Below are 26,043 nucleotides of genomic sequence, written 5' to 3'. Positions count from 1 at the left end.
GTTTTAAAATCAAAGAATTCCTAATCTTTACTAGAGATCAGGAATGTTCGAAAGTAGGTTTATTGCTGTGATGCCACCTGCTTATTTTTACTTTTACTAACCTTAATTTCAGCACAAATCCACAATATCAACGGAATAATCACCTGAAAAGGAAGCGCATATATTGGATAAATAGTATAGGCAAAATGCTGCATCTCCATAATATCCTTGAAGATAAATCGAGAGAAATAAACCATAATCAATCCCAGCTGAAGCACAACGGATCGGTAGCTCTTCAGTTTGAATAATTTAGCGACTCCAACACTAGCCACATATAAACATAAGCTAGTCTTTATGAATATCGTGATGACAAATCCAAGTGCTGATGATGCCTCCATTCGGGTCAAAAAATCCCCTATATTAATCCGACTAACCGCTACATAAGAGGGGAAGTATAAACTTTGAACAATATCAGGATTGAGAATCAGCAAATTCCGCAGAGAAACTAGCAAAATCACCCCACCAGAAATCAGCAATCCGCTTAGCAGAATCTTTTTGGCTGAGTCTTTTGCCGGTAAATGACTGAACACTCCCATAAAAAGAACAATTTCAGCAAAAGGAAAAGTAAATGACCCAAATGTATCTGCAAATATTGGTGACCATCCACTGGCAAGAAAAGGCTTCAAATAGTGATACTTGAGCTTGGGAATGGCTAAAATTTCAATAAACAGAACCTCAGCTAAAAGAAGCAGCAGAAATAGCTTAGCACATCTCCCAATCACCTCAATTCCTGCCTTAACCACCCAAATACATAACAGACCTACGCATAACATGGGTGCAATCATAGGCGTCTCTGTCAAGGCAACCGTTTTACTAAATTCCCCAAAATTCCGTAGAACGAGGGCCCCCATATGCAGCGCGTACCATATATACATACAAGAAACTACTCTCCCAAAGATAGATCCAAATACGATGATCAATATATCAAATAGATTCTTACCCGGAAAAAGCATATGAAATCTGGCGTATATAAACAGCAGGGGAACCGTTAAAGATATGGCAAAAAGTAGAGCAATCCAGCTACTGTTGCCCGATTTCCCCGGCAGACCCATGAATAGTGAAGTCCCAATAATAAATAGAACAACAATACTTATAGAATGCCCTGTGGGTATGATCTCTTTTTTCATGCTTAAATCTCCTCTTGGACTTGTAACTAAAATAACTTGCTGATCCAGCTTACAATTAAAGGTGAAGGACTAGGAAGCTGCCATTTCATGGCCAATGCAAAAGCAATACAGAAAGAAAACAGACATAGTGTACAACACACATAAAAATCCCGTTTCATCCCTTGCTTTAACAATCCGTAAGGATCCATCAATACAACAAAAAAGTAGATCAAAACAACGATAACAGCCAATTTTATCACCTATTCTTGATGGATCTGGATAGATCTTGAGTTTTGAGCACTGCTCTCAATAATTACTGTTGAATTTACAACCACATCTAGATCAGAGAATTCCCGCTCCCAATCTTTATCTAGCTCGGTCCAGGTCTTAGGCATATTCTCAAAGATAATCTCTCCGAATCCAAAAATATCGGAATGATATTCCTGCTGCAACTTTTTAATTACAGAGAGAATATGCTTCTGTAATTCCTTAGCGGCACGCTTCTCTATAACATTCTTACTATTCAGACTAGTGAATCCTTCAGTAGTCATTACCTCATCAAGCCCGGTATGTGTGACCATATTTATCTGTAATTGGAGCTTACCGTTTACCCAAACAGGCTTTACTTTTGTTTTATTGGAAAAAATCTCAAGTGTGAAGTCGGGGGCTCCCTTTTCGTTATTCACGGTTAACACCCCACCCTTTATCTCATCTTTAATAAACAACATGTACTTGGTCTCTTCGCCACTCAGTTTGCCAATCATTTTGTCCATTTTGAATATAGCAGTTCCACTAACACGCGGATTTTTCTGACCATTTTTTTCGTGAATATAAATAAGAGGAGCTATAGCACAATCCCCGGGCGTCTCCAGCTTTTCAATGAAGTCCCAAATCTCCACAACCGGGGCCGTACTAACATTTTGTTCAATTGCCATCTGCTGAGCAAGACCATAAGACATAATAGTTTCTGTTGAGCTATTTAAATTAATTACTTCCTGAGCCGTCTTCTCTTTAGAAACAAACACGTATACATCCGATCGAGTTTCTGTATCTCTGTTGTACCAATCAATCACTTTTACAACCCCTTCCTTCGCTATCTCCTCACTGAGGATGATCGCCTTGGAATGACTCCAAAATAGTTTCTTTCCCGTGATTGAAATCATGCTTCTTACAATATCAAACATCGTTTTTCCTGAAAGACTAACCATCTTATAACCCGCTTGACTAGATTTCATCCCCTCTTTCGTATCCACAATTTCGACCGTTGCTAGTAGCTTCCCGTCAGAATCCTTATCGATGCCCACGCCTGCTACAACTGCCCTATCTTCAATTTCGGCGTAATCCCAACAACCCAAGGTACTTACCAGAAGTAATAGCGATATACAAGCTAGCAACCCTCTTTTGATTTTTTTCATGACCGATTCCTTACTTTATTGGTCTTTTTTCTCTTTCGGTTACGCGCTCCAATCATCGCCGGACGTAAATACATATGCCACCATGGCGCCCTTATAGCTGTATCCTTAATATCCTGCGGATGAATAGAACCTACTCCAAGCATGTACTGAACCCCAAAGGAACGTAAACTCATCAAATGAATCACTAAACCGATCACACCCAAAAAATACCCATATAATCCCAGAAAAAAGGTTACGAACAGCAAAAGCGACCTTACTACGATTAGAGGACCCGTCAGTCTTGGGTTAAGCAAAGCCATAATTCCTGTTAAACCCACTACAATAATCATAGGAGCGCTAACGATTCTCGCTTCCACAGCCGCCTGACCCAGTACAAGCGCACCTACGATGCTAATCGCCTGACCAATGTAGGTCGGTATTCGTTCTCCTGCCTCTCGCAGAATTTCAAATATCGTTAGCATGAACAAGACCTCCACCACAGTTGGAAAAGGAACGGCTACTCTCGACGTTGAAATACTAAGTAACAACATGGTAGGCAGCATTTCCTGACTATAGGTAACCAACGCTACGTACAAAGCAGGAATACTAATAGACAAAAAGGCTCCAAGTACCCTTATCATTCGGTTAAACGAACCAAAGTAATAGTTAATATAATAATCAGCACTGGCCTGAAAATTCTCCACAAACAAATAGGGCACTGTCATTGCATAAGGACTGCCTTCCATTAATAAGGCAACTCTACCCTCCATAATTTTGCTTACTACAGAATCAGGACGTTCTGTGCTTCCCGTCATTTCAAAGGGTGAAAAGGGTTCATCTCGAATAAGCTCCGAAAGAATAGACGTATCCAATACAACATCTATGTCCACCTGTTGAATTCGGTTTTGCAGCTCTTTAACAACATCCGGTGAGGCCAAACCTTCGATATAACAAATACAAGTTTGTGTTTTGGAGCGAGTCCCGACTTGACCATAAATAATCTTTAAGTCCGGACTTTGCACTCTTCGGCGAATGAGCGTCAAGTTTACAAGCAGCGACTCTGTAAAACCTTCTCGCGGACCCTTTACGCTTTTTTCCGTCACAGGCTCCGCGATAGCCTTCGTTTCCCACCCCTGCGCACTAATGTTAAGCGCACCCGCAAAGCCATCCATCAGAAACAAAGTTTTTCCGGCTACGACCGCGCTAACCATCTCATCCAAACTCGTAGAGCAAACCACATCACTAATGTTAATAACCAGCGTCCGAATTTTCTCCATCATTTCAGCTGTATTCCCGCTATCCATTGCCGTAAAATCAAAATCCATTAGAGGCTTTATCACCCCGTACTGGATCATTTCCCTGTCTACCATTCCGTCTACATAGACTAATCCGCAGCGGATGCCGTCACTATGGATATTATTTATCACCCTTATTCTAAGTGTCCCATCATCCTTGAATATTTGTCGAAACAGATTCATCATTTCATCTAGTGACGTACTCGGAGTCTGCCCAGACGTCGTATTTTTTAGGGAATCTTTGCGGATACCATCTGCTGTCTGTTTCTCCACAGTAGTCACTCCTGTCACAATAGTTTCCTAGAAATTATCCCCCATCTCACTAAATACTATCCGCCAAAATTATACTGTAAAGGGATCAACTTCTTCGCAAAGGAGAGTAAAGTCCATCCGTTAAAATAAAAAAAAGCCGCTTTAGCAGCGGCATGTTGAATGTTTATGATTGTAGTGATCATCTGGTATAATTTGATGAAAATAAGAGATAGGAGCTCCCTATGACACCATTTACAGAACAAGTGATTCGTATCATACAATCTATACCTGAAGGAAAAGTGATGACTTACGGAGGCGTTGCTCGTGCGGCAGGAAGCCCAAGAGGCGCAAGGCAGGTAGTTCGTATCCTTCACTCCATGAGTAGAAAATATAAGCTTCCCTGGCATCGGGTTATCAACGCCAAAGGAATGATCGCCTTGACTGAAGATGAATCCAACTCCCTCCAGAAGCTTTATTTACAGGAGGAAGGGATTATTTTTAATGAAAAAGGTGTGGTAGATCTGAAGCAATACCAATTTGATCCGGAATTTATGGATTAACCACGTATGCGCTTAGCGCCCCTTCCTCTTTCACTGGTTCCAAGACCATTCAGCAAACAGTACATCGTAGCGTAGATAACCAGCAATACAAACGCAATGAACAAGCTGAAAAATACCGACTGTCGATTCAAGCTGTCCATAACCAGTTGGTACAACTGATGCCGGTCCGTCAGTACATCCCAGCTATTCAGCCTGTAGACTCGGCCAAGCAGGACACCATACCCCCCAAGTACACATGCTGCGAATACGAATATCCAAGAGAACAGCAGGCTGCTTTTGCGATAAACAACCGTCTGGAACTGGTATAAAGAGAAGAAACCAGTCAACCATCCGCTCCAAGTGAACAATAAGAGGGTAACCAGATCATACCAATACCGATTCTGAATGGTGCCATCCACGATATATCTGCTTTTTCTTATCGTCAGATGCACCAGATCCGTCATGAGATAAGGCGCGTTCGGAAAGAACAGCAGCCAAGCGACGCCTAGCGGAACAAGCAGCAAGCCGCCTATCTTCCTTTTATCCAGTTCATAAGCAGCCATAGAGAACAGGAACGGAATCCAAGCCAGGAATAAATTCCAGAGTAAAAATGCATAAAACGAATCCGTCTGTAGTGACACTACACGATATACGGCCAATGTCGCCACAGACAGACCTGCCAAGAGCATAAACACCTTCGGATAATGCAATTCCTTCATGAGCTTATATTCTCCTTATCGAGATAGTTTACATTTAACTTATACCCAATTGTACAAATTTGGCATTCCCAAGTCCAATCTCAAGCATAAACGCCTTTGTCGTCCTTATTAGGACGATAAGCATTTAAGCGAGAAATATAAGGATAATATATGATGTGAAACTTAAATTCTTATATTTGAACAGAAAAACCCGGACGCAGAAACGTCCGGGCTGACTCTTATCTATTTCACTCAAAGACCACTATTTAGTTCAGGTGCAATTACAGGTTTCTTGCGCCCTTTCAGACCGCGCACACTTCCCGCCTCTTCCAGACAGGAGAACGCTGTACACTCCCTAAAAGCGGCATGGCTACATCCAATACACTTGTTGTAATCGATGCTGTTAAGTGCGTCATTAATGGCTTCCCCGGTGTGCGGATAAAACTGAGCCTCACCTATGGTACTATATAGTCCAGTTCTCTTGAGTAGCTCAAGCGGCTGTGGCTGAATACCTGAGATCATAAGTTTCCCTCCAACAGCTTGTAAATGCCGCACAAGCTCTGCTAAATTGGATTCTCCAGTGGTATCCATGAAGGGTACTTTCCCCATCCGCATTAATATAATTCTAGGTTGATCTGAACCATAGCTTGGCATAGTGTCATCGAATCGATAAGCAGCGCCAAAAAACAGCGGACCTTCCACCGTGTAAATTCCAATTTGCGGACAGTCATGACTCTCCGTAACCATATGTGCCTCTACCTTAACGGACTTCGGATCAGGCAGCACTTTGGCTACCAGATGAACCTCTCCCATTCGTTTCACAAACAGAATAACCGCAAGAATTAATCCCACCTCTACAGCCAGCGTTAAATCTGCAAATATCGTTAACAAGAAGGTGATGAATAACACCAAGGAATCGCCGGTCTTGATCTTAAGCAGATGAAGGAACTCTTTGCGCTCACTCATATTCCAAGCTACTACCATTAAGATCGGTGCCATCGCAGCTAAAGGAATACTGGAAGCATAGGGTGCGAGCAACAGGAGAATTAGAAACACCACAACACCGTGAACGATCCCCGAGATGGGAGAAACAGCGCCACTCTTGATGTTCGTCGCTGTTCTAGCAATTGCTCCTGTCGCTGGTATGCCCCCGAACAATGGAGCAGCAATATTTGCGATTCCCTGACCGATCAGCTCTCGGTTACTATTATGGCGGCTGCCTGTCATTCCATCCGCTACAACAGCGGATAACAATGACTCTATAGCACCTAGCATTGCAATGATAAATGCCGGACGAATTAGCAGGGTAATTCGTTCCCAAGTAATGTCCGGAAATCGAAAGCTCGGTAATGTATTAGGGATTTCTCCGTAAGCAGAGCCAATCGTAGTCACTTTGCCGCTAAAGAATAACGCAGCAACCACAGTCGCGCACAGAAGACCTACCAATGATCCAGGCACCTTCGGAGCGAATCGAATCGCTAGGATAACGACGGCAAGACAAATCACGGCGGTCAGAATACTGTATCCATTCATCGTCGATAGATGAAGCCCTATTTCTTTCATATTATTTACAAAGCTCTCATGCCGTTCTATATTCCTTAGTCCAAGGAAATTAGCAATCTGCCCGGTGAAGATAATGACCGCTATCCCTGCTGTGAAACCAATCGTTACTGGCCTCGGAATAAACTTAATCAATACACCCAACTTTAATAATCCCATGAGAACTAGAATAACCCCTGCCATCATCCCAGCGATAAGCAAGTTCTCATAGCCATACTCCATCGCAATGGCAAACAAGATAGGAATAAAAGCACCTGTTGGCCCACCAATTTGAAATTTTGATCCTCCGAACAATGAAATACATATTCCGGCAACGATTGTCGTGTAAATGCCATACTCCGGTTTTACACCAGATGCAATAGCAAATGCCATCCCCAAAGGAATGGCAATAACACCAACGATTGTTCCCGAAATCAAATCCTTGCGAAATGCATTCATGTTGTAGCCTTTATATCGGCCCCACCCTGTCATGATCAAACCTTCTTTTCTTTAAATATCTGATTATTTGAATATAAGAAGAACATTACTCTAGGACGCAACTGTTGTCAACGCCAAAATAATGTTATTCCTTTATTCTCCGCGCATACCTTCGAGCAATGAAATGGTATTCACCAGATGGTTATCAAATATTTGTTTGGCTACAACCAGAAGATCTTTAATTAGAGGATCACGTAACGAATAGATCACAGTGGTGCCTTCTTTTACACTGGCTACTACATTCTTGGCGCGTAAAACAGCTAGCTGCTGGGATACAGCAGAGCCTTCTGATCCTAGAATGGCTTGTAGCTCATTCACATTCTTCTCACCTTCGCTGAGCAGTTCCAGTATACGAATTCGCATCGGATGAGCCAGCGCCTTGAAGAATTCGGTCTTAAATTGCTGAATTTCGGTGTTCATAGACTTCTACTCCTCATACTTACTTCTGAATCTAATGCTATCTTTGTATGTTATCTTAGTCCCTGATAAGCGTCAAATACTCAAAGGGTAGATACTCACATTACGAACCTGTACTTCTACAAACACACCAAGCGCCATAGGCTCACCGAGACACTCGAACATCACTAAACTTTCACCTATTCGCAAAAATCCTGTTCCGTCCTCTTCAATATTCTCCAGCACACCGGTAAAAACAACCTTATCTCCCTCTAACCTAGTATTGAACTCACTAGCAGGTGCAGGCAGAATATCCACCCATCTCATCAGCAGCTCCGAAAGCTCGAATTCCACATCTGTTTCCGTATCTGGCTCCACAGGAGCACCGCACCAGATCCCCCGACCCTCGCCAAACTCTGTGCGAAAGAATACCTCATCCTTTTTCATGCCATTCTTTGTAATTTTGATTTTCATAGCTATTATTCCACCTTGATAATTTATAACGATCATTATACATGACAATGAACCGATATTATCAAGTGTAATTCTGAGTAACCTTGTTCAGATACGTACTAGGATGCAGCCAAGGATACTTAAAGAACTCACTTTTCTTCGTAATTCTCCGTGAGACACCCAGATCATAATCGATCATAGACTTTATCCGCGCTGCGAAGGCCTCCCCTTTCACCAGCATTCCCAGCTCGAAATCGTGGCAGGCGCTTCTCTCATTGATGTTGTAGGAGCCATGAAATACCGCCCGTGATCTATGGTCATAGGTTATTTTCCAATGTGAAAAACGACCTGTGAAACTGTAATCATAAAAGGAAACCCCATTGAGAAACGGCTTATACATATTGCCTCGTACCGCCGCAGTATTGGTAGGATGATCATTAACCTTCAGCGGATTGCAGATGCTCAGATGACAGGAACAGTCTGGCCCCAGCTCCCCCAGCCGATCCCAAAACTCTTGATCAATCAAATAAGGATTTACAATCACCGTCTCCTCAGTCGCATAGGTAATTAAATTCAAATAGTATTGCTGAATTAAGTTAACTGGATTACCCGGAAAGCTTGCAAACAGTGTACATTCTTCCTCCCCAAAATGATAATTTACATTCGGATGGTAGAAGGCATCATCCACGTCAAAATGATCACCTCCCAGAAGTAACCAACGGGAATGAAACTTAGCATTTAAAGGCTGCGCCGCCGCGCCACGGATCCGGAAGCAGCCATCATGCCACTCCTCTTTTTTACTAGGAATCCCCTGTAGATGTCCTTCTATACTGATCGAAGAAGATGCCTGAACAGGCGTCACGTACGTGTATTGGTCTCCAATATTCAGGCTGCCAATAATAGAGGTTACCCCATCAATGACCATAAACTTCCGATGATCAATGACATTCAGCCCAGTGATTTCAACGTCCTCTTGTACTTTATCCTGTAAGAACAGGATACTTTCCGGTACGCCTTGTTGCTTCAGCGCCTTCCGCTTCACACGCCATTCTACGGCTGTATAATAAGAATTGAAGGTATTCAACAGCTTAGCTCCTGCATTCTCGAGCCTTTCAGAAATCTTGGAAAAATGACCAAACGCCAGATTGTTCTCATACCCTAAAGCTGTCAGCGCGTAATTGACCATGATCCGTACCTTCACCCCCCGTTTAAGGGCGTGAAATAATTCATCTGCAACCAGATTGCCTGAACGGTCATTAAAGAAGAGCATCACGGACAGGTGAATATAATGCTGTGCCTTCTTTATTTCTTCTAGTATCATCCCTAGGCACTCGGGTCCATTCACGTAAGGATCTACTTGGTTATTCCATGTGGTTTGTGGGGCCAGAGCTTTTAGCTTGTCTGAATCTAATCTGTCTAATACTTCAGTAAGTTGCCCCAGCAATCTTGGGCTAAAGCCAGGAACCTGAAATAGCTGCTGACCCTCCGTAATGACTCCGCCAATGGACTGTCGGTATGCTCTAGCCGCCTCCAGATCGATCCCCATTAGCCTGTGCTCCGCCTCTTCTCCTGCTTCGCACATAATGCGGGCAAGTGAACCGCCTGATAAATAATAGTTCACCATATCGATCATATTTTTCTGTATTTCCATATGTAAGATCCCCTATCTTTATTGTGAGTGCACATGTATCAAGGTAAGGATAGATACCCTTGAACTTCTCCTTATAAACGGGGAACATAAAAAACAGGGATGCCCCGCAGCCATTATGGCTATGGAACATCCCTGTTTAAGATTAACCAGGATTCACTAAGAATCGAGATAACTTATTTCACTTGCTCTGCGCTAAATACTTTTACGTCTAGTGGCGCAGCCAAGAATTCACCAGCTTTAGCTGAGAACGCGGTAAAATGAGCGCTCGTATTGTGGCTGGATACGGCTTCAGCGTCGCGCCAAGTCTCCACCATAATAAATGAGTTCGCTTCTCCAGCATTCTCATACAGCTCGTAAGAGAGATTTCCTTCTTCAGCGTGAGTAGCTGTGAGAAGTGTTTTGGACTCCGCTAAAAACTGCTCGCGACGTTCTGGATTCACTTTAAGTACTGCATGGATAATGATCATTGTGTTTTCCTCCTAAGGTATAAAGTATTATTTCCACTCAGCAATTTTATCGATAGGCAAACGGACAGATGGGTAACCTGCATCAACAGCCTTACCGATGGAAAGCAACATTACAGGAACATAACGATCTTTTTCCATGCCAAACGCTTCTGCGATTTGATCTTTTTCATAACCGCCGATTGGGTTTGTATCGTATCCATGTGCACGGGCAACCAGCATCAATTGCATTGCAACAAGAGCACCATCAATAAGCACAGTATCTTTGTTAACTTCACGTGGCAAGGTAGCAAAGTGAGCAGATAATCTAGTTAATTGGTTTTCTTTTACTTCAGCAGGCATTAGTCCACGTTCAACAGCTGTGCCATAAATCTCCTCTGCATAGTCGAAATTGTTCAAATCACCGAAAATGGCAATCATAGCTGCAGAGGTTTCAACTTGTACGCCATTAAAGCGAGCAAGAGGAGCTAAAGTAGCTTTTGCTTCGTCACTTTCAATGACAAGAAACCGCCAAGGCTGCATGTTTACAGAAGAAGGTGCAAGAGTCGCTTCCGTAAGAATCTGAGTCATCTCTTCTTTGCTGATCTTAACGGATGGATCATATTTGCGGATAGAGCGGCGACCCGTAATAATTTCTTTAAAATCATTGGTTTGTGTTTGTGTAGCGTTCATATGTGTATTTCTCCTTTGAATGTGTAATTTGGGTAGTTACAGTTACAACAGATTGATATTAGATTGCAGACGATTAAGCATATCTATGAGCACTTTTCGCTCCTGATCGTTAAATCCAGTAAGCAGAGTAGCGACAAATCGTCTCTTCTCTTCGCCATATTGAATCATTCTTTCCCGCCCTTGATCCGTTAATGAGACCAATGTAACCCTGTTATCTGCGGGGTTGTTGCGGCGAGTGATCGTACCACTCTCTTCCATCCCTTTCAAGTGCCGAGTGACGGCGGCCGCATCTATATCCATGCCCTTTTGCAGCGTAATTTGGCTGACTTCATCCACCTGGAATAGTTCATGCAGGAGGCGAAGCCGTGTGGGACTAATCCCAGCACATCGTTCAAATTTCGGACAGATTCCCTTGTTTAATGCCTGCAGCAGTTCAAATATGCGGTCTTCCTCAGGATAGTGCTCCGTCAAAATATACCTCCTTTATAAATTTAATTGTGCACAATTGTTTTGTATAAAATAATACTAACTGATAATCATTGACCCGTCAACTAATATATCAAATCATTTTTTAAAAATCAACATTGCTTATCCTCTTATGGTGCTATAGTCTTGAACAAAAAGGAGGAATCCTATGAGAATCTCCCTGATTCAGCTGGATATAGCATTTGGCAAACCCGATATGAATTATGCTGCTGTAGCAAATAAAATTAGTGTAGCTGCCGCCACAGCCCCCGACTGTCTTATTCTCCCTGAGCTTTGGACCACTGGCTATGATCTGACCCGACTAGAAGATATTGGTGATCCAGAAGGAGAAATTACCAAGGAATTCATCTCCATCTTAGCCAGACAATACAACATCAATATCGTCGCTGGTTCAGTCGCTAGCAAGAACGCCTCCGGTGTAACTAATCGTATGTTTGTATTTAATCGAACTGGAGAACTCGTTGGCGAATACAGTAAGCTACATTTGTTTCAGCTAATGGATGAACATCTATATTTGCAGCCTGGAGAAGACAAAGGCCTCTTCACATTGGAGGGCACGTTATGTGCCGGATTAATCTGTTATGATATCCGATTTCCAGAGTGGGTTCGTGCTCATACCGCACAAGGTGCAGAAATCTTGTTTATCAGTGCAGAATGGCCATTATCCAGGCTGTCACATTGGCGTGCACTACTGATCAGCCGAGCGATCGAGAACCAATGTTATGTAGTAGCCTGCAACCGTGCAGGAAGCGATCCTAACAATACCTTTGCTGGGCATTCTATGATAATTGATCCTTGGGGAGATATTTTATGTGAAGCTTCTGAAGGGGAAGAAATCCTAACGGGGGATATCGATTTACATATGGTGCGTGAAATTCGAGCACAAATCCCAATTTTTGCAGACAGACGTCCCGACTTATATGATTAAAAAGGACGTAACAGATGCTGGCCTCTCGCCAGATTTCTGTTACGTCCTTCTTGATGATGCTCAATATCCATTTATCCTTGGGCATAACGTTCATGCAGAACTCGCGCAGCATCCAGAACACGCGGATCTTCATAGTCTAGGAAATATCCGGTCTCCTGCTGTAGCCTGTCAGAGGATTTAAGCACCACTCCACGGTGGGCTAATGCTTGTCTAATACCTTCGGCAAATACTTCAGTCGCATTTGGTCCACCTAGTTCGCCAAGCCCAGCGATCGTCTCTGGACGAACCCGTGGATAAGATAATGCTGAGTCTCCTCCAGAGGCTTGCTCATAGAATTTATGAATGAGTTCACCACGCTCCTGTCCCGAACCCGAAACCACTACAAATGCATGTACGAAATAGGCATTATTTTGTCTGCGCTGAGCAATGCCGCAAAATTTCCGCCCACCGATCGCCAAATCGAAGTCCCCCGGGCAGTAAGAACCAACAATTTCACCAGCCTCAATTTGAGCTGCAGCCTGTGGATGACTCATAGCAACTGCCTCAGTGATCAGAGAAGCCAGAAGCCTAAAGTCATCATGAAAGTCCAGCTTTCCACGTCCTTTGGGGAGAACTAGCGAAACATTAACAATTCCATCATCCAGAGGCACCGCAGCACCACCGGAATGTCTCACCGCTGTACGAATGCCTCGCTGCTCCAACTTAGCCATCGCTTGGGCCGCGTACGGAAGCTTGCTGTCCCGTAGGCCGAGCACAACACCCCCAGAATGACTCCATAGGTGCAGACTAGGAGGAACAAGTCCCGCTCCGACATCCCTACAAAGGGTCTCTTCAAAGGCGAATGGGATCAACATCTCCCCGATGCCCCCTGCTTTCTCATCTATCCTGTCATCCTTTAAGATTAGATGCTGGAAAAGTCCCATTTCTGCAGGAAGTCCGATGACTTCTTTACTTCTATCAACAGATCCATTGATCATTGCATCGTATTCCCGAGTATCCACCGATTCCCCTCTTTCCCGTATTATCCGTAATATTGTAATCAATCTGCCTCGCTAGTGCGAAATCAGAATTGAAATGAGGTTATGATAACGCTATCCTTATAGTATACGAACATACCCCAGCTCGAATAGGGGGTAGCCTTAGGTTCATGCTATACACAACGTTAAGGAGTGATGCCGCATGACAGTGGAAGTGATGAAGGAACGACAGTTAACCAAGACAAGACAATGGGAACAGGCACTTAACCTGCTGTATATTGATTTCTGGGATTACTGCCATGATGCACTTAGCAAATTCGATGACGAGGACATTCACCAAGCAAGAGTGAACTGCCGCAAGCTGTTAACACTGCTATCCATTCTCGACCCTGGTCATACTCTAGGGCTATACCCTCTATTTGAAAGAGCCCAAAAGAGATTAGGCAAGGTCAGAGATGCAGACGTTCTGATTGAATCGTTCAAGACTAAACGCAAACAAGCCAAGGAAAACGGCGATATAAAGACCGCAGAGTTGTTGAAGGCAGTGATCGACCATCAAAAGGACAAGCGCAAAACTTATCGTAAGAAGCTGGCCGATGAGCTGCCTAAGCTAATCAATGAAGATCTGGATGAGAAGTGGAAAGCCTTCCTAAGTGAACAGCTTGAGGCCCTGGTAGCGAAAAAAGATGCCAACGTTGTCATTCGCGAACTTGAGGTAGCTTACGAGCAGAAGAAAAAAGCTTGCAAGGCTATATTTCGTGGACAAGATGCCGAATCAGAAGCAGCCTTCGACTCACTGCATGAGCTGAGGATGGCTGCTAAGGAACTGCGATATACCGCTAGTGCAGCCTCTTTTGCGTTAAATCAAAAATTTCATGCCCATGAGGAAATATATAAGCAGATCCAAGATCAGCTCGGGCTGATAAACGATAAACGCCTTTGGCTGGAAACACTAAATGCTATTGGGCGGGAAGAGCTGAATGTCGGCAAAAAAACATGGAATAACTTTACTGAGCAATTAAAAACCGAAGTACTCGTTGCGCTGCACCAAAATGATGTCATACCGCTCACACATCAAATGAAGTAACTCTGAACCTTTTACAATCTCTCTATTCAGCCGTTGTATCTGATGCGCCATATTCTTCTATATTCACATTTACTTCATAGGTAATCGGAATTTGGCTGAAGGTTTCGTCCCAGTTATCCTTGACGCTCCGCCATACGGCTGGATGCTGATTATGTAGACTGGTGCCGAAACCGGCAGCTTCGGTATGCAGCTCCTTCTGCATCTTTGTTACAGTAGTTTGCACCATTTCTAGGACACGCTTCTGCAGCAAGGCTTTATCCTTCTTTACAATTCCGTCGTGTAATTTCTTCGATTTCTCGGCAAAGACCTCAGCATATCTACCTGTAGATGTTATTTTCACGTTAAAAGAGATCTGACCATTATTCACATTGGCTTTGATCTTGCTATGCATGGTTTTAACCTCATAGGTTAAGAGGTCATTGGTATCCGGATTATACGTCTTAAGCACTCCCCCTAGCCCCCTTCCGGTCAACCAAGCCATCCCTTCCAGCTCCGACTCATCCAAAAACCCAACAAGCTTCCCCGTTTCCCCGTTGATTACACCTGCTCCCGATAGCTTTGTCTCCTGATCAATAGGGATAACATTTTGCAATAAGAAGCTTTTCTTTCCTTGCAACGGGCCAACTACTTTAGCCAGAGATACCGGCTCCCATATCCCCATATTCCGGTCTCTGTTATTGAATATCCCTTCAAGTACAAAGGCAGGAGTCTGACCCGGCAGCGCATTTTCCAATACATCCTTGGCCATTCCCTTGCTGACAAATAACATAACACTCGGACGAATATCATTATCCCGCGTAAAGAAATCTATGATTTTAGTAAGGTTATTGGAACGCGCGAGTTTTTCACTAATCACAATAACCTTTAAATGATGACCAATCGGAGTGCGTCTAGTACGCAGTGAAAGCTGCCGCATCGCTTCAAAGATAGAATCGCTAGTTTCACTCATATTATAGTAATTCTTAAAGGAGGAGGAAGAGGAACTGGCAGAAGACTTCATGACGGCGCCTCCCGATCCTTGTGGAATCGTAAATTGATAGGTACTTATTATTTTTTCAGGCTTCTTATGGCTCCCACCTTCCGGATTAGCTACTCCCTCGCCTCCTGACTCCTCCGCACTGTCTAGTGCAACACCAATCTGCATGTTTAATTCCTCGATCGGTACGCTGCTCCAGCAGCCTGATAACAGAGAACATAGTACAGTGAGTACGATCCACAACCTCCATTTTTTCATGAAGCAGCCCTCCGGAAGTATGTGATGATTAATAATGGTAAAGGAAGCACTCCGAATAAAATAAGCATACAATCACCAATGCCTGATCCTAAAGCAAACAAAGCATTCACATTAGGAGGAATCCTAGAAACTATATAAACAACCGGAAGTAATGCCAATAAACAGCTTTTGAAGCTTCTATGAATGATTTGAGACAAACCTAACGCCGCTGCATAAATCGCAACACAAAAGGTACAAAAGATCTGCATAATCCAGATCACCAGCAACAACGACTCAAACCTTTCAAAGATGAGATAGTTCACCTCAAAGCTACGTACAAGATCGAGAAACGGCCAGGTTCTTGTGAGAACTCCATCTATAGAAAAGGCACCTATGGTTGCTACAACTGCCAGGACATAAAATATCGTCGATATACAGGTTCCGGCTATAATTACCTTTACTGCTTTTTGGGGCTTGTCCATAAAAGCAACAACGAACAGCATCGCTTCACCAGCTGTAAAGGTCAGAATGGTTGGCCTGATCCCTTTCCATACGGGTTCCATTCCCTCTCCCAGTACTGGAAGTAGATTATTGAGGTCAAAAACTTCGAAACTTAGCAGACAAACCCCCAGAAACACTGTCCAGGTAATCGGAACAATAAGTCTGCACATGCTAGTGATCGCATTAATTCCTCCTCTGCATAAATAGAAGGCGATCCATATAAAAGCAGCCACTATCGCCCAAGGAGGTGTTCCTTCCAGTAGAAAAAAAGAGGTCACTTCCTGCACCGAACGTATCTCAAAGCCGGCAATACTGAGAAAATACCCAATGACTCCTATTGAGAGAACCACTCCGAGTGGTTTGCCGATGATCTTCCCGATATATTGAAAAAAAGTTTGGCCTGGAAACCTTTGACTAAGTTTCACAATGATCAAGCCTAACAGAAAGGAGATTAATCCCCCTAAAAAAATACTTATCCATACATCTGGACTACCACTGGCCTCTACAATGGTCCGAGGAAGCGTAAGTACCCCTGCCGCAATCGTATAATTGGCTAGAATGATCGTCGCTTGAACAGCAGTTATTCGATCCTTTACCTCGGCGCTCATGTTCTCTTCCTCCTTCACCTAGACTTTTCACCCTTTACGCAAAGGGTCCTTGGGTTTCAACAATGTAGGCCGCCCGGTTAAAAATTGCAAAGGCATTCGGAATATAAAATCTTTCCAATTGAATGTTCTATTCGGGACTGCCAGACCAAGATAGGGAACACCAAAACTCTTCAGCTTAATTAAATGACTACTAAGCAAAAGAAAAAAAAGTACCACTCCGTATAATCCAAAGATTGCTGCAAAAAACATAGCCGCAAACCGGAGCATACGAAGCGTCATCCCAGCACTATACATTGGCATAGAGAAGGAAGAAACAGCAGTAATTGATACTACAATGACTAGGATTGGACTCACGATTCCTGCTTCTACCGCGGCCTGGCCGATGATCAAACCGCCGACAATCCCCATCGCCGGACCGATAGGTTTAGGCAAACGAAGTCCAGCCTCCCGTAAAATTTCAATCGAGGTTTCCATAATCAATGCTTCGATTAATACAGTGAAGGGAACGCCTTGCCTGGAGGCAATAATGGAAATGGCCAGCTTCGTTGGAATCAATCCGGGTTGGAACGAGAGAAAGGAGATATATAGTGCCGGCGCAAACAGTGATATCGTTGCCGCAAAAAAACGTAACAGACGTAGCAGCGACCCTACCATCCAGCGATCGTTATAATCCTCTGGAGATTGCAGTAACATCCCGAAGGTAACCGGCATAATCAACGCGAAGGGAGTACCATCAATTAAGATAGCTACTCTTCCTTCCAGGAGTGCTGCCATTACGCGGTCCGGTCTTTCTGTATTCTGAATCTGCTGGAAGGGACTATAACTATTATCTTCAATCAATTGTTCGACATAACCAGATTCTTGAACATCATCTATATCTATCGTTTTAATTCTTCGTTTAACCTCTTCTACAAGCTCATCATTCGCAATATCCTTGATATAGGTTAAGATGAGTTCCTTCTGCATTCTCTTTCCTAGAGTAAAAGAAATCATCGCTAGCTCCGTACTCTGCCCGTGTCTACGCAGCATTGCCGTGTTGTCGCTTAAAGTCTCATTAAATCCGCTCCGTGAGCCCCGTAAGACTGCTTCAGATTCTGGCTCTTGAATCCCTCTTGTAGCCCCCTTTGGACTACTAAGCACAAAAACTTCTGATATCCCCTCCACGAGTAGCACGGCAGATCCAAATAACACCTTCTGAAGGGAGAGGTATGCATTATCCGTAAGCTCAACTTCCGAGATAAGCAGGATCTCGTGGATGAGAATATCTTGTAGATCTTTCGCTTCCGCTTTGTTATTCATGTTCATAAACGGCTGATATGCATTCATTAACGGTTTTAAAATATTCTGATCCATTTTGTCTTTGTCCGTTAGACCGTCTACGTACAAAAGTGCTGCCCTTGTCTTAATGCTTCCGATTCGCAACTCCCTTACATTCACATCATGCATATCGGCGCTGATCTCTCTGAATTTCTGCAAATCATCCTCAAAATGGCCACTATAAGTTATTCTCTTCCCCTTATCCTTAGTTACTACATTCGAGCTGGACTGCTTCACCGGCCCTTCTAAAATGCCTGTTTCTCCAGAGTTTTCTACGGAAGAAACACCTCCACCTTTGCTGCCAGTAGCTTTTTCCGCTCTAGTCGTTATCCTGTCTTCTTTAGCTTTAGCCCAGCTTATTGTACGAAGCAGGAAGAAAGGGACACAGAAAATCATAATCCCTTGGAAAACCACACCCCAACTTGGAATTAATTCTATTACCTCATTCCACACCCCTAACACCTCCTTTATAGCTGTGACCGTATTTTTTACCGAAGATGGATAATTCATGCATACAAAAAAGACCCCATAGTATGGGGTCTCCCTAAGTTAAACTTCATATGTTCTTATACCTCTATTGTATCTGTAAAGTGTCGGATGCTAGCCTTGGACGTTCGGCTGACGTAATTAAAGTTTATTGCGGCATCATGCGAGTGGTGATCGCGATGCGATTCCATGCATTGATTGTAACAATTGCCATGATGATCTCGCCAAGTCGCTTAGTATCGAAATGGCGCTCCGCTTCCGAATAGACATCGTCCGGTACATGTCCTTGTGTCACGAGTGTAACCGACTCGGTCAGCGCAAGCACTGCACGCTCCTCGTCGCTGTAGAACGGCGCTTCACGCCATGCGTTCAGCATGTAGATGCGCTGTTCCGACTCGCCTGCCTTGCGGGCATCCTTCGTATGCATATCGATGCAGAAGGCGCAGCCATTAATTTGTGACGCTCTGATTTTGATTAACTCCAATAACGACTTCTCCACGCCTGTCGATTGTACGAACGCTTCAAGACCCGTCATCGCTTTGTATGCGGCTGGAATTTCACCGGCCAGATCCATTCTTTGTTCCATGGGGATAGCTCCTCTCCGGCTGTAGACCGGTTATCTTTTGATTGTTTCACTAATAAGACAATGCAAAAGCTCCGTTTGTGACAGGTTACCCCATTCGTTGTAATTTATCGGGATTGAGTACGATATAAATATGCTCGATCCGCTCCCCGGCCGCATCAAGCTGGAAGCTGATCGCTTTAAGCGGTCGGCCATCCCGATAGATGACGATGCCCAGCTGGCCGTTAAGTAGCACCATCCTTTGCGAATCTCCGAGGAAGCCCTTCGTAATGACGCCTCCAATGAAAGCTTGAACACGATCCCTGCCCGTAATAGTGAAGATCGCTGCGCGAACTTTACCGCCGCCGTCCGACGTAAGCAGCGCGTCCTCGGTCAGCAGGCTGACAAGCGCATCGACGTTGCCGCCTCGCGCAGCTGCGAGGAATGCTGTCGCAAGAGGTGTTGCCTGAGCCGTGTTGCCTGGCAGAACTGGCGATTGTTGATGCAGCTTATCATTAGCGCGGCTAAATATTTTTCGACAGTTGGCTTCTGATTTTCCTAATACATCGGCAAGTTCGCTATATTCGAAAGCGAAGGATTGGCGCAAGATGAAGACGGCTCTCTCGACAGCCGACAAATGTTCCAGCATGACGAGCAGGGCGTAGGATACATTTTCATCGTGATCGAAGAGATCAGCAGGATTATCTCCGCCTCCATTCGTAAAGCTGACGAGTGGCTCCGGCAGCCATGTGCCGACATATTGCTCTCTCCTTATACGGGCGGATTGCATATAGTTGATGCAACGATTTGTTGTCATACGGATTAAGTAAGCTTTCGGATGGGTGATATCTATTGTTTGTAGCTTGCTGTACTCGATGAATACGTCTTGAACGAGGTCCTCTGCATCTGCTATAGAGCCGGTCATACGGTAAGCGATTGCTTTCAGCAGAGAGTGATAGTTGGTATATGCGACCTGAAAATCCATACGGGCTAGACTCCTTCCAAAGCTGTGCCTTTCATACCATCACGGCTCACCGCGGCGTCTACATCGATCAGCGGATGATCAACAATATAGACGCTCTCCTAGGGCTTCACGTCTAGCCTATCGAGTGCACGCAGGAAATATCCGGATGAGGCTTCTTAATGCCTTCTCAGCTTGAAATTAATATAGCATCAAAATACAACTAAATTCCAATTCGCTATGCTAGAATAACCTTGTTCAATATCCCTTGGTAGGCTGCTATCGGACGTAAGCCAACCAACTTTTCCATTGGCTGCCCATCTTTATATACAATGACTGTAGGCATCCCCATAACACCAGCTTCACCAGCCAGATCCGGCAACTCGTCACAATTCACCTTCACAATAGAGACATCGTCTCCATATTCCTGATGAAGATCTTCCAAAAGAGGCAGCAGCACCTTGCAAGGGGGACACCATGGCGCACCGTAATCTACCAATACCGTTCCACCACCGCGAATCTCTGCTCGTACCCAATCAGCGCTATCTGCATTTGTAATAGCCATTTGTCATTCCTCCTCATAGTTTTCAACTCCAGCAGTACCTACTCCAAACTCTCCAGTGTACATGCCTCTAAACTACTCTCGTTCTGCTCTTGCAAGATAGAGGCCATTCTTTCTTCCAAATTGCGTTTGATCTGATTCAGTTCTACAAGCTGACGTTCAATATCTTCAAGCTTGCTACGGTATAGTGGCATCACTTCTGCGCAGAAAGCTTCTTTGTTCTTCAAGACACAATGTAGAAAGCCCGCGATCTGCTCTGTGGACAGACCCAGGTTCAAATATAATTTTATCGTTTCTACCGTCTCCACAGCGAGCGGAGAGTACTCCCGATATCCGTTGGCCTGACGGATCGGCGAAATTAATCCCTGACTCTCATAATAACGAATTGAACGGACGCTTACGCCCGTCATTTTAGCAAGCTCACCTATTTTCATAGCAATCTCCCCGGGGTTCATGAGAATTGTTCTACACCAGTATAAACCCTGACATCAATGTAAGAGTCAACAAAAAAAATCCAACCGTAGTTATCCCACAGTTGGACTCATTTATAATCTTACAACAAGTATATCCGCCGCTTATATTCTACAATAATCCTGCTGCCCAAAGCCCACCTCTACGAATCATTTCGCGGAATGGTTCTACTGAGAATGATGGTAAATGATGCCCTGGCATTAAATAAACAACCCGGCCCAAGCCAAATTCGTGACACCAAGCCGCTTGGCGCATAGCTCCCTCATGAGAATATTCAGCGAGCACCGTTGTTTCGAAATAAGGATGCATCTCAAAATAATACGGCTCATCCTCAATTACAAATTCTTCAATTCCCTGCATAATGGGATGCTCTCGTGCGGGTATGGACATCTGCAGCGAAGTATACTCTGGATGATGGGTGAAATGTGCGCCCAGCATAACACCAAGCTCCTGATTGCGCTGTAAGGAAATTCCGTTATGTACCACTAGTAGTCCGCCCCCGCCAGCCACATAAGATAGCAAAGCACCACTTTGATCCGCGGGGATTTTGTCATCAGAAAATTCAGTGTAGGAGATTACCAGCTTATAGTTAGACAACGTTTCTTTATTGAGAAGTGCATAATCCTCTGAAGAGAAAACCTGTAAGTCATTCGCAAGGATTTGTTCGATCTCCCGGTCCACGCCAGCAAAGGGGTGATATTTAACCTCCGAGTAGCTTCCGAGTGCGAGTGCTTTTAGTGTAGACATGTTATCAGCGCCTTTCTTCTTATCTATTTTGAAATATCCGTTCTACCACGGCCATGAGCTGCCATCCGTATCCAGATAGGCCGGTTCCTCGCCCATATATTTTTTATAATCCAGAACAAGGTCGATAATCTGCTCCGCGGACTGTTCAGGAGTCATTTCCGCTTGCTCATCCTTCTTACCATGCATATAAGTCTGCAGCCAGCCAGGATGGAACACCATTACTTGACCGCCAAGCGTTTTCAGATGATTATGCATCAAGGAGGACTGCATATTCAGTGCTGCCTTCGACATACAATAGCCATACATGTTGATACGCTTATTTCGGGCAACACTGCCTGCCTCCGATGAAATATTGACGATTAATTTATCCTCACTTTGTAGTAATAGTCCCATCAGTGCATTGCTGACTCTTAACGCGCCAAGCGTATTTACATTATATATTTCTGCCATGCCTTCATCATCCAGCTCCACCAGCACAGTAGCATTATCAGCAGAACGAATAATACCAGCATTATTAATAATCATATCGACGTATCCAGTTTTACTGGCTATCACTCTTGCAGCCTGCTTTACACTATCTTTATTGCTGATATCTAGGGGGATAAGCTCCAACTGTTCAGGATATTGCTCTTTAAGCGCTTTCAAATCTTCCGATTCTTTCAAAAACTGTCCTGCAAATACTGAGAACTGGTTGGCCAGCAACGAACGTACAAGCGACAGCCCGAGCCCCCGATCAGCTCCAGTTACACATGCAACTCTCTTCATTCTTCTGAACACTCCTATCTCGTAGCGATATGGTTAGGCATGTTGCTTCTTTTCACCTTAGCATGCTGTACTCTTTTTTTCAACGCGATTGGTTTCAGGTATATCGCCTCTTGTGCAAGCCTTTCAGAATCCTTTTTGTTTTAATTTTGATATATGTTACAATCATGATTACAGGTTGTTAACAACACAATTGTTAGCAAAATAACGATCCCAGGAGGGTGATATCTATGTCTATTCAACAACTCCATACGCTGGAGGATCTTGAGCAATATGTAGCTAAGCCTGGCAAGAAGCTGCTGTTCAAACACAGCACGACCTGCCCGATTAGTGCTAAAGCTAATGAAGAGTTTCAGGCTTATCTAAAGGATGCGGATACTGCCGCTGCAGTGGTCTTAGTCATCGAGGATCGTCCCGTTTCCAATCAAATTGCTGAGGATTTTGGCATCAAACATGAATCTCCACAACTCTTCCTGCTTGAGGACAATGTGGTTCGCTGGAACACTTCCCACTGGAAAATTACAAGAGATGCTATCAAAGAGGCTGTGAACCAATGAGTGAGCCAGTGATTGTCTATTCAACCGCAGGGTGCAGTGACTGTAATTTGGTTAAAAATTATCTTACGGAGCAGGGTGTCCCTTTTGAAGTAAGAGATGTTATGACCAGCACAGTCTATCAAGAGGAAGTTGAGAAGCTTGGATTCATGGGTGTTCCTGTCACTGTAGCAGGGGATCAAGCGATCAAGGGATTTAATCTTCCTGCGCTCAAAGCACTCATCGAAGCTGCCCAATAATTAAGCCATTAAACTATTCAGTACATGATGTAATTCATAGCTGCAAAAAAGGGTATCCTCATAGCCAATCGGCTTGAAGGTACCCTTTTTCAAAATATAAGAATCTATAATTTTCACGCTATACATTATCCTTATATTTCTCGCATAAACGCTTACCGTCCTTTAGGGACGCCGAAGGCGTTTTTACTTGTTAGTCATAGTCTATGCTTCCTCACGTATGAGATCTGCCACGACCAGCACATCCACGTTTCTGGCAGAACGCAGAATCTGCTTGGTAACATCGCCGCGAATACTTTTTCGCAGCCATGAGCGTTGTGATTGACCGATAATAATCTGAGTACTCTGCAAAGCTTGAGATCTTTCAAGCAGCAAGGACGCCACTCGTGCAGGAAGTACGTTAGGAATCATCTTGAACGTTCCACCCAGTCGTTCCGTCAATTCCTTTAAATCATTTATACGTTTATCATATACGGGTCCATTTTGTTTAAATTCCTGCACATACGTAACATACCAGCAAGCTTTTAGACGATATGCAATCCGAAAACCACGCCGAATTAAACGCTCCGCATGATCCCCCAAGGTGATACACACATATATTACTTCCTGACGCCGCCAAGGTCCCCGTAACGAACCAACACGTTCCCAAGATTCTAGCCTTTCATCAACATCATCAGCAATTTCCCGCAACGCCAGCTCCCGTAGGGCGATCAAATTCCCGATTTTGAAAAAAGCCCCCAGCGCCTGATCCACCTTGGCCATAGCATATATTTTTCCATCCTTCATTCGCTCTTGAAGCGTCTTGGGTGATACATCGATAAGCTCTACCTCATTTGCCCGCTGTAGAATGCTGTCCGGAAAAGTCTCCCTTACTCTAACTCCTGTAATTTGCTCTACGGCGTCATTCAGACTTTCTAAATGCTGCACATTCACGGTAGAAATCACAGATATTCCCGCATCCAGCAGCTCCATAACATCCATATACCGCTTCTTATGTTTGCTGCCTGGCATATTGGTATGAGCGAGTTCGTCCACTAGCACGACTTCTGGATTACGCTTAATAATTGCTGCCGTATCCATCTCCTCAAGGATAGTCCCGCGGTACTCCATACGTAGACGCGGAAGGGTCTCCAAATCGCCGATTTGTTCAAGGGTTTCTTTGCGGCCATGTGTCTCCAGGAGCCCTATCACGACATCGATCCCTCTCTTTAAGAGATCGTTCCCTTCACGCAGCATCTTGTAAGTCTTGCCCACACCGGGAGCAGCCCCAATATATACCTTAAAGGTTCCTCCGCGAATCGCATCGATTTTATCCTTTACTTCCTGACTGCTTAACCTGTGATAGGCATCCGCTTTCCGTTCATTACGACTCTGCCGGGTTGGAAGTACACGTTCTCCTTCGCGATCTGCGCGATCCGCTACGAAGAACACATCCACACCTCGGATTTGCTTCAGTAACGAATTAGCGATTGAGCCTTTCCATAATTCCTGCCAAGCGGTCTGCTTGGAATGTCCCATAACGATCCGGGTAATATTATGTTCTATCGCGTATTTTACCAACAGATGTGGGATCTCCCGCTTCGAGCGAAAGGTGATCTCCTCCATAGAGGCACCAATCTTCTCGGTCAGCTTCCAGAGGGAACGCTTAAATGTAGCTGCTTCCTTAGAAAGGGTGAGACCCTGCTTCCAGAATGACACTACTGAAAGATCCCCATTTAACCGCTTGGCAATCTGCTGTCCACGTCGGATGTGGATCGAGCCATTCCAATAATACTGCGCAGATACCAACACTTTTTCTGCGATCCCCGAAGCTCCCTGCAGCCCTTGTTCTTCCCGGTGTTTCTCCAGCGAGTCATTAACATCCTCAGCGACCATCCGAAGTGCCAGCTCCCGCAGCTTGCTTAAATTACCCTTATTAAAAAGCGATCTCTGCTGGCGTTTACCTAAATGGCCATCGGACAAGCGCTGAAGTATTTTTTCAGGGGTCACATCAATTAGAACGATATCATCGGCAAGGGTAAGCACCTCGGCGGGAAGAGAATGCTCTACCTCAATCCCGGTCCATTTCCGTGCCAGATCCGCAGCACCTTCTAGTTCGTACACGTTTACAGTTGTGATGACACTAATCCCATTGCTCAATAAGTATTTGATATCGTCCAGTCTTCCAGATCTCTCCGCACCCTCGCGATTCTGGTGGGCCAAGCCATCGGTTAGCACAACTTCTGGATTACGTGCCACAATAGCTTCTACATCAAGATCCTTCTTCTCTATATCTTTCTGAAACCAATGAATACTTGGTATCCGTTCCAAATCGCCCAGCTGATCCTTAGTTTCTGGACTCTGATTCGTCGAAACCGCACAGATCACAACATCGATTCCCTGCGCTTTTAGTGCCTGGCCCTCACGCAGCATCTGATACGTTTTGCCCGACCCACTGACCGGACCGATATAGATCTTCAGACGTCCCCGATGCAGCTCATAGATAGAGAGCAGCAGCTCCTCCGGCGTCTTCCTCCGGTATGTTCCCATCAAGACCACTCCTTAATAACCGATCATGCATGTACCCTTCTGTTTCCGAAAGCAAGATAT

General features: G+C 44.4%; 27 protein-coding genes. 5 read left to right on the top strand and 22 right to left on the bottom strand.

The genetic code is table 11. From position 1 onward, the window contains the following. Positions 1–59: 59 nt before the first annotated feature. The 3 genes from NSS87_RS02820 to NSS87_RS02810 all read right to left on the bottom strand — a co-directional run bounded on the left by NSS87_RS02820 (position 60) and on the right by NSS87_RS02810 (position 4,107). Positions 60–1,166: an endospore germination permease gene (locus NSS87_RS02820; RefSeq protein WP_339244589.1), complete on the bottom strand. Its 1,107-nt coding sequence runs from the start codon at positions 1,164–1,166 to the stop codon at positions 60–62. A 239-nt stretch (positions 1,167–1,405) separates the two neighbouring features. Then, positions 1,406–2,560 carry a Ger(x)C family spore germination protein gene (locus tag NSS87_RS02815; RefSeq protein ID WP_339244586.1) on the bottom strand — a complete coding sequence of 385 codons (1,155 nt, stop codon included), beginning with the start codon at positions 2,558–2,560 and terminating at the stop codon, positions 1,406–1,408. Then, positions 2,557–4,107 (bottom strand): spore germination protein, encoded by a 1,551-nt coding sequence (locus NSS87_RS02810; RefSeq protein WP_339244584.1) that lies wholly within the window; start codon positions 4,105–4,107, stop codon positions 2,557–2,559. Before NSS87_RS02810 ends, NSS87_RS02815 begins: the two co-directional genes overlap by 4 nt. Positions 4,108–4,328: 221 nt before the next feature. Between NSS87_RS02810 and NSS87_RS02805 the strand changes: the two genes are divergently transcribed. Next, positions 4,329–4,646 (top strand): MGMT family protein, encoded by a 318-nt coding sequence (locus NSS87_RS02805; protein ID WP_042184593.1) that lies wholly within the window; start codon positions 4,329–4,331, stop codon positions 4,644–4,646. Here the strand turns inward: NSS87_RS02805 and NSS87_RS02800 are convergent. The 8 genes from NSS87_RS02800 to NSS87_RS02765 all read right to left on the bottom strand — a co-directional run bounded on the left by NSS87_RS02800 (position 4,643) and on the right by NSS87_RS02765 (position 11,467). After that, on the bottom strand, positions 4,643–5,344 hold the full coding sequence (locus tag NSS87_RS02800; RefSeq protein ID WP_076285900.1) for a DUF1361 domain-containing protein: 702 nt from the start codon (positions 5,342–5,344) through the stop codon (positions 4,643–4,645). The genes NSS87_RS02805 and NSS87_RS02800 overlap by 4 nt on opposite strands. A 231-nt stretch (positions 5,345–5,575) precedes the next feature. After that, positions 5,576–7,354 (bottom strand): sulfate permease, encoded by a 1,779-nt coding sequence (gene sulP, locus NSS87_RS02795; protein WP_076285901.1) that lies wholly within the window; start codon positions 7,352–7,354, stop codon positions 5,576–5,578. Positions 7,355–7,453: 99 nt separating this feature from the next. Further along, positions 7,454–7,780, bottom strand: coding sequence for a metalloregulator ArsR/SmtB family transcription factor (locus NSS87_RS02790; RefSeq protein ID WP_042123860.1), 327 nt, complete (start codon positions 7,778–7,780; stop codon positions 7,454–7,456). Between the two features lie 72 nt (positions 7,781–7,852). Then, entirely contained in the window at positions 7,853–8,230 is a 378-nt protein-coding gene (locus NSS87_RS02785) for a hypothetical protein (protein WP_339244578.1), read from the bottom strand. 61 nt (positions 8,231–8,291) lie between these two features. Beyond that, positions 8,292–9,860: a phospholipase D-like domain-containing protein gene (locus NSS87_RS02780; RefSeq protein ID WP_339244576.1), complete on the bottom strand. Its 1,569-nt coding sequence runs from the start codon at positions 9,858–9,860 to the stop codon at positions 8,292–8,294. Positions 9,861–10,033: 173 nt separating this feature from the next. Beyond that, positions 10,034–10,327, bottom strand: coding sequence for a putative quinol monooxygenase (locus NSS87_RS02775; protein WP_042184585.1), 294 nt, complete (start codon positions 10,325–10,327; stop codon positions 10,034–10,036). A 27-nt stretch (positions 10,328–10,354) separates the two neighbouring features. Further along, on the bottom strand, positions 10,355–10,996 hold the full coding sequence (locus NSS87_RS02770; RefSeq protein WP_042184583.1) for a nitroreductase family protein: 642 nt from the start codon (positions 10,994–10,996) through the stop codon (positions 10,355–10,357). Between the two features lie 42 nt (positions 10,997–11,038). Continuing rightward, entirely contained in the window at positions 11,039–11,467 is a 429-nt protein-coding gene (locus NSS87_RS02765; RefSeq protein ID WP_042184581.1) for a MarR family winged helix-turn-helix transcriptional regulator, read from the bottom strand. Between the two features lie 163 nt (positions 11,468–11,630). Here NSS87_RS02765 and NSS87_RS02760 point away from each other — a divergent pair, with 163 nt between their 5' ends. Next, on the top strand, positions 11,631–12,410 hold the full coding sequence (locus NSS87_RS02760; RefSeq protein WP_339244573.1) for a carbon-nitrogen family hydrolase: 780 nt from the start codon (positions 11,631–11,633) through the stop codon (positions 12,408–12,410). Positions 12,411–12,481: 71 nt separating this feature from the next. On the opposite strand, the gene NSS87_RS02755 is transcribed toward NSS87_RS02760, so the two are convergent. Further along, positions 12,482–13,411: a hypothetical protein gene (locus tag NSS87_RS02755; protein WP_052404138.1), complete on the bottom strand. Its 930-nt coding sequence runs from the start codon at positions 13,409–13,411 to the stop codon at positions 12,482–12,484. Positions 13,412–13,589: 178 nt separating this feature from the next. Between NSS87_RS02755 and NSS87_RS02750 the strand changes: the two genes are divergently transcribed. Beyond that, positions 13,590–14,474, top strand: a complete 885-nt coding sequence (locus tag NSS87_RS02750; RefSeq protein WP_339244571.1) for a CHAD domain-containing protein — start codon at positions 13,590–13,592, stop codon at positions 14,472–14,474. Positions 14,475–14,496: 22 nt separating this feature from the next. Here the strand turns inward: NSS87_RS02750 and NSS87_RS02745 are convergent, their stop codons facing one another. From NSS87_RS02745 to NSS87_RS02705, 9 genes are all read right to left on the bottom strand, one after another. Continuing rightward, on the bottom strand, positions 14,497–15,708 hold the full coding sequence (locus tag NSS87_RS02745) for a Ger(x)C family spore germination protein (RefSeq protein ID WP_339244568.1): 1,212 nt from the start codon (positions 15,706–15,708) through the stop codon (positions 14,497–14,499). After that, on the bottom strand, positions 15,705–16,796 hold the full coding sequence (locus NSS87_RS02740; RefSeq protein ID WP_042184574.1) for a GerAB/ArcD/ProY family transporter: 1,092 nt from the start codon (positions 16,794–16,796) through the stop codon (positions 15,705–15,707). Before NSS87_RS02740 ends, NSS87_RS02745 begins: the two co-directional genes overlap by 4 nt. Before the next feature lie 27 nt (positions 16,797–16,823). Beyond that, on the bottom strand, positions 16,824–18,566 hold the full coding sequence (locus NSS87_RS02735; RefSeq protein ID WP_042184572.1) for a spore germination protein: 1,743 nt from the start codon (positions 18,564–18,566) through the stop codon (positions 16,824–16,826). A gap of 181 nt (positions 18,567–18,747) precedes the next feature. Then, positions 18,748–19,185 carry a carboxymuconolactone decarboxylase family protein gene (locus tag NSS87_RS02730; RefSeq protein ID WP_339244565.1) on the bottom strand — a complete coding sequence of 146 codons (438 nt, stop codon included), beginning with the start codon at positions 19,183–19,185 and terminating at the stop codon, positions 18,748–18,750. Between the two features lie 85 nt (positions 19,186–19,270). Then, positions 19,271–20,146, bottom strand: coding sequence for an RNA polymerase sigma factor SigJ (gene sigJ / locus NSS87_RS02725; protein ID WP_076285911.1), 876 nt, complete (start codon positions 20,144–20,146; stop codon positions 19,271–19,273). A 214-nt stretch (positions 20,147–20,360) separates the two neighbouring features. Then, positions 20,361–20,687 carry a thioredoxin domain-containing protein gene (locus NSS87_RS02720; protein WP_042184566.1) on the bottom strand — a complete coding sequence of 109 codons (327 nt, stop codon included), beginning with the start codon at positions 20,685–20,687 and terminating at the stop codon, positions 20,361–20,363. Between the two features lie 38 nt (positions 20,688–20,725). Then, the gene (locus NSS87_RS02715) at positions 20,726–21,118 is read right to left on the bottom strand and encodes a MerR family transcriptional regulator (RefSeq protein WP_042184564.1); all 393 of its coding nucleotides are present in this window, start codon (positions 21,116–21,118) and stop codon (positions 20,726–20,728) included. 148 nt (positions 21,119–21,266) lie between these two features. Continuing rightward, complete coding sequence (locus NSS87_RS02710) at positions 21,267–21,902, bottom strand: ThuA domain-containing protein (protein WP_339244562.1); 636 nt, start codon at positions 21,900–21,902, stop codon at positions 21,267–21,269. Between the two features lie 42 nt (positions 21,903–21,944). Next, positions 21,945–22,667: an SDR family NAD(P)-dependent oxidoreductase gene (locus tag NSS87_RS02705; protein WP_339244561.1), complete on the bottom strand. Its 723-nt coding sequence runs from the start codon at positions 22,665–22,667 to the stop codon at positions 21,945–21,947. A gap of 227 nt (positions 22,668–22,894) precedes the next feature. On the opposite strand from NSS87_RS02705, the gene ytxJ reads away from it, so the two are divergent. Next, on the top strand, positions 22,895–23,221 hold the full coding sequence (ytxJ, locus tag NSS87_RS02700; protein WP_339244559.1) for a bacillithiol system redox-active protein YtxJ: 327 nt from the start codon (positions 22,895–22,897) through the stop codon (positions 23,219–23,221). After that, entirely contained in the window at positions 23,218–23,457 is a 240-nt protein-coding gene (locus NSS87_RS02695) for a glutaredoxin family protein (RefSeq protein ID WP_042184561.1), read from the top strand. The genes ytxJ and NSS87_RS02695 overlap by 4 nt, the downstream gene beginning before the upstream one ends. 201 nt (positions 23,458–23,658) lie before the next feature. Here the strand turns inward: NSS87_RS02695 and NSS87_RS02690 are convergent, their stop codons facing one another. Continuing rightward, positions 23,659–25,983, bottom strand: coding sequence for a histidine kinase (locus NSS87_RS02690; protein ID WP_042184560.1), 2,325 nt, complete (start codon positions 25,981–25,983; stop codon positions 23,659–23,661). Between the last annotated feature and the right edge of the window lie 60 nt (positions 25,984–26,043).

Origin of the sequence: Paenibacillus sp. FSL F4-0243, from assembly GCF_037963295.1 — a bacterium.
In the GTDB taxonomy this organism is placed as follows: Bacteria; Bacillota; Bacilli; order Paenibacillales; family Paenibacillaceae; genus Paenibacillus_AQ.
Note: the sequence above shows the minus strand (reverse complement) of the source record. Positions and strands in the feature narration are given on the sequence as shown.

Coding starts and splice junctions, on each gene's coding strand:
- NSS87_RS02750 (WP_339244571.1), top strand. CDS start 13,590: ATGACAGTGGAAGTGATGAAGGAACGACAGTTAACCAAGACAAGACAA.
- NSS87_RS02705 (WP_339244561.1), bottom strand. CDS start 22,667: ATGAAGAGAGTTGCATGTGTAACTGGAGCTGATCGGGGGCTCGGGCTG.
- NSS87_RS02805 (WP_042184593.1), top strand. CDS start 4,329: ATGACACCATTTACAGAACAAGTGATTCGTATCATACAATCTATACCT.
- NSS87_RS02690 (WP_042184560.1), bottom strand. CDS start 25,983: ATGGGAACATACCGGAGGAAGACGCCGGAGGAGCTGCTGCTCTCTATC.
- NSS87_RS02775 (WP_042184585.1), bottom strand. CDS start 10,327: ATGATCATTATCCATGCAGTACTTAAAGTGAATCCAGAACGTCGCGAG.
- NSS87_RS02740 (WP_042184574.1), bottom strand. CDS start 16,796: ATGAGCGCCGAGGTAAAGGATCGAATAACTGCTGTTCAAGCGACGATC.
- NSS87_RS02770 (WP_042184583.1), bottom strand. CDS start 10,996: ATGAACGCTACACAAACACAAACCAATGATTTTAAAGAAATTATTACG.
- NSS87_RS02730 (WP_339244565.1), bottom strand. CDS start 19,185: ATGGAACAAAGAATGGATCTGGCCGGTGAAATTCCAGCCGCATACAAA.
- NSS87_RS02800 (WP_076285900.1), bottom strand. CDS start 5,344: ATGAAGGAATTGCATTATCCGAAGGTGTTTATGCTCTTGGCAGGTCTG.
- NSS87_RS02780 (WP_339244576.1), bottom strand. CDS start 9,860: ATGGAAATACAGAAAAATATGATCGATATGGTGAACTATTATTTATCA.
- NSS87_RS02715 (WP_042184564.1), bottom strand. CDS start 21,118: ATGAAAATAGGTGAGCTTGCTAAAATGACGGGCGTAAGCGTCCGTTCA.
- sulP (WP_076285901.1), bottom strand. CDS start 7,354: ATGACAGGGTGGGGCCGATATAAAGGCTACAACATGAATGCATTTCGC.
- NSS87_RS02720 (WP_042184566.1), bottom strand. CDS start 20,687: ATGGCTATTACAAATGCAGATAGCGCTGATTGGGTACGAGCAGAGATT.
- NSS87_RS02695 (WP_042184561.1), top strand. CDS start 23,218: ATGAGTGAGCCAGTGATTGTCTATTCAACCGCAGGGTGCAGTGACTGT.
- NSS87_RS02785 (WP_339244578.1), bottom strand. CDS start 8,230: ATGAAAATCAAAATTACAAAGAATGGCATGAAAAAGGATGAGGTATTC.
- NSS87_RS02710 (WP_339244562.1), bottom strand. CDS start 21,902: ATGTCTACACTAAAAGCACTCGCACTCGGAAGCTACTCGGAGGTTAAA.
- NSS87_RS02790 (WP_042123860.1), bottom strand. CDS start 7,780: ATGAACACCGAAATTCAGCAATTTAAGACCGAATTCTTCAAGGCGCTG.
- NSS87_RS02760 (WP_339244573.1), top strand. CDS start 11,631: ATGAGAATCTCCCTGATTCAGCTGGATATAGCATTTGGCAAACCCGAT.
- NSS87_RS02820 (WP_339244589.1), bottom strand. CDS start 1,166: ATGAAAAAAGAGATCATACCCACAGGGCATTCTATAAGTATTGTTGTT.
- NSS87_RS02745 (WP_339244568.1), bottom strand. CDS start 15,708: ATGAAAAAATGGAGGTTGTGGATCGTACTCACTGTACTATGTTCTCTG.
- NSS87_RS02815 (WP_339244586.1), bottom strand. CDS start 2,560: ATGAAAAAAATCAAAAGAGGGTTGCTAGCTTGTATATCGCTATTACTT.
- sigJ (WP_076285911.1), bottom strand. CDS start 20,146: ATGGATTTTCAGGTCGCATATACCAACTATCACTCTCTGCTGAAAGCA.
- ytxJ (WP_339244559.1), top strand. CDS start 22,895: ATGTCTATTCAACAACTCCATACGCTGGAGGATCTTGAGCAATATGTA.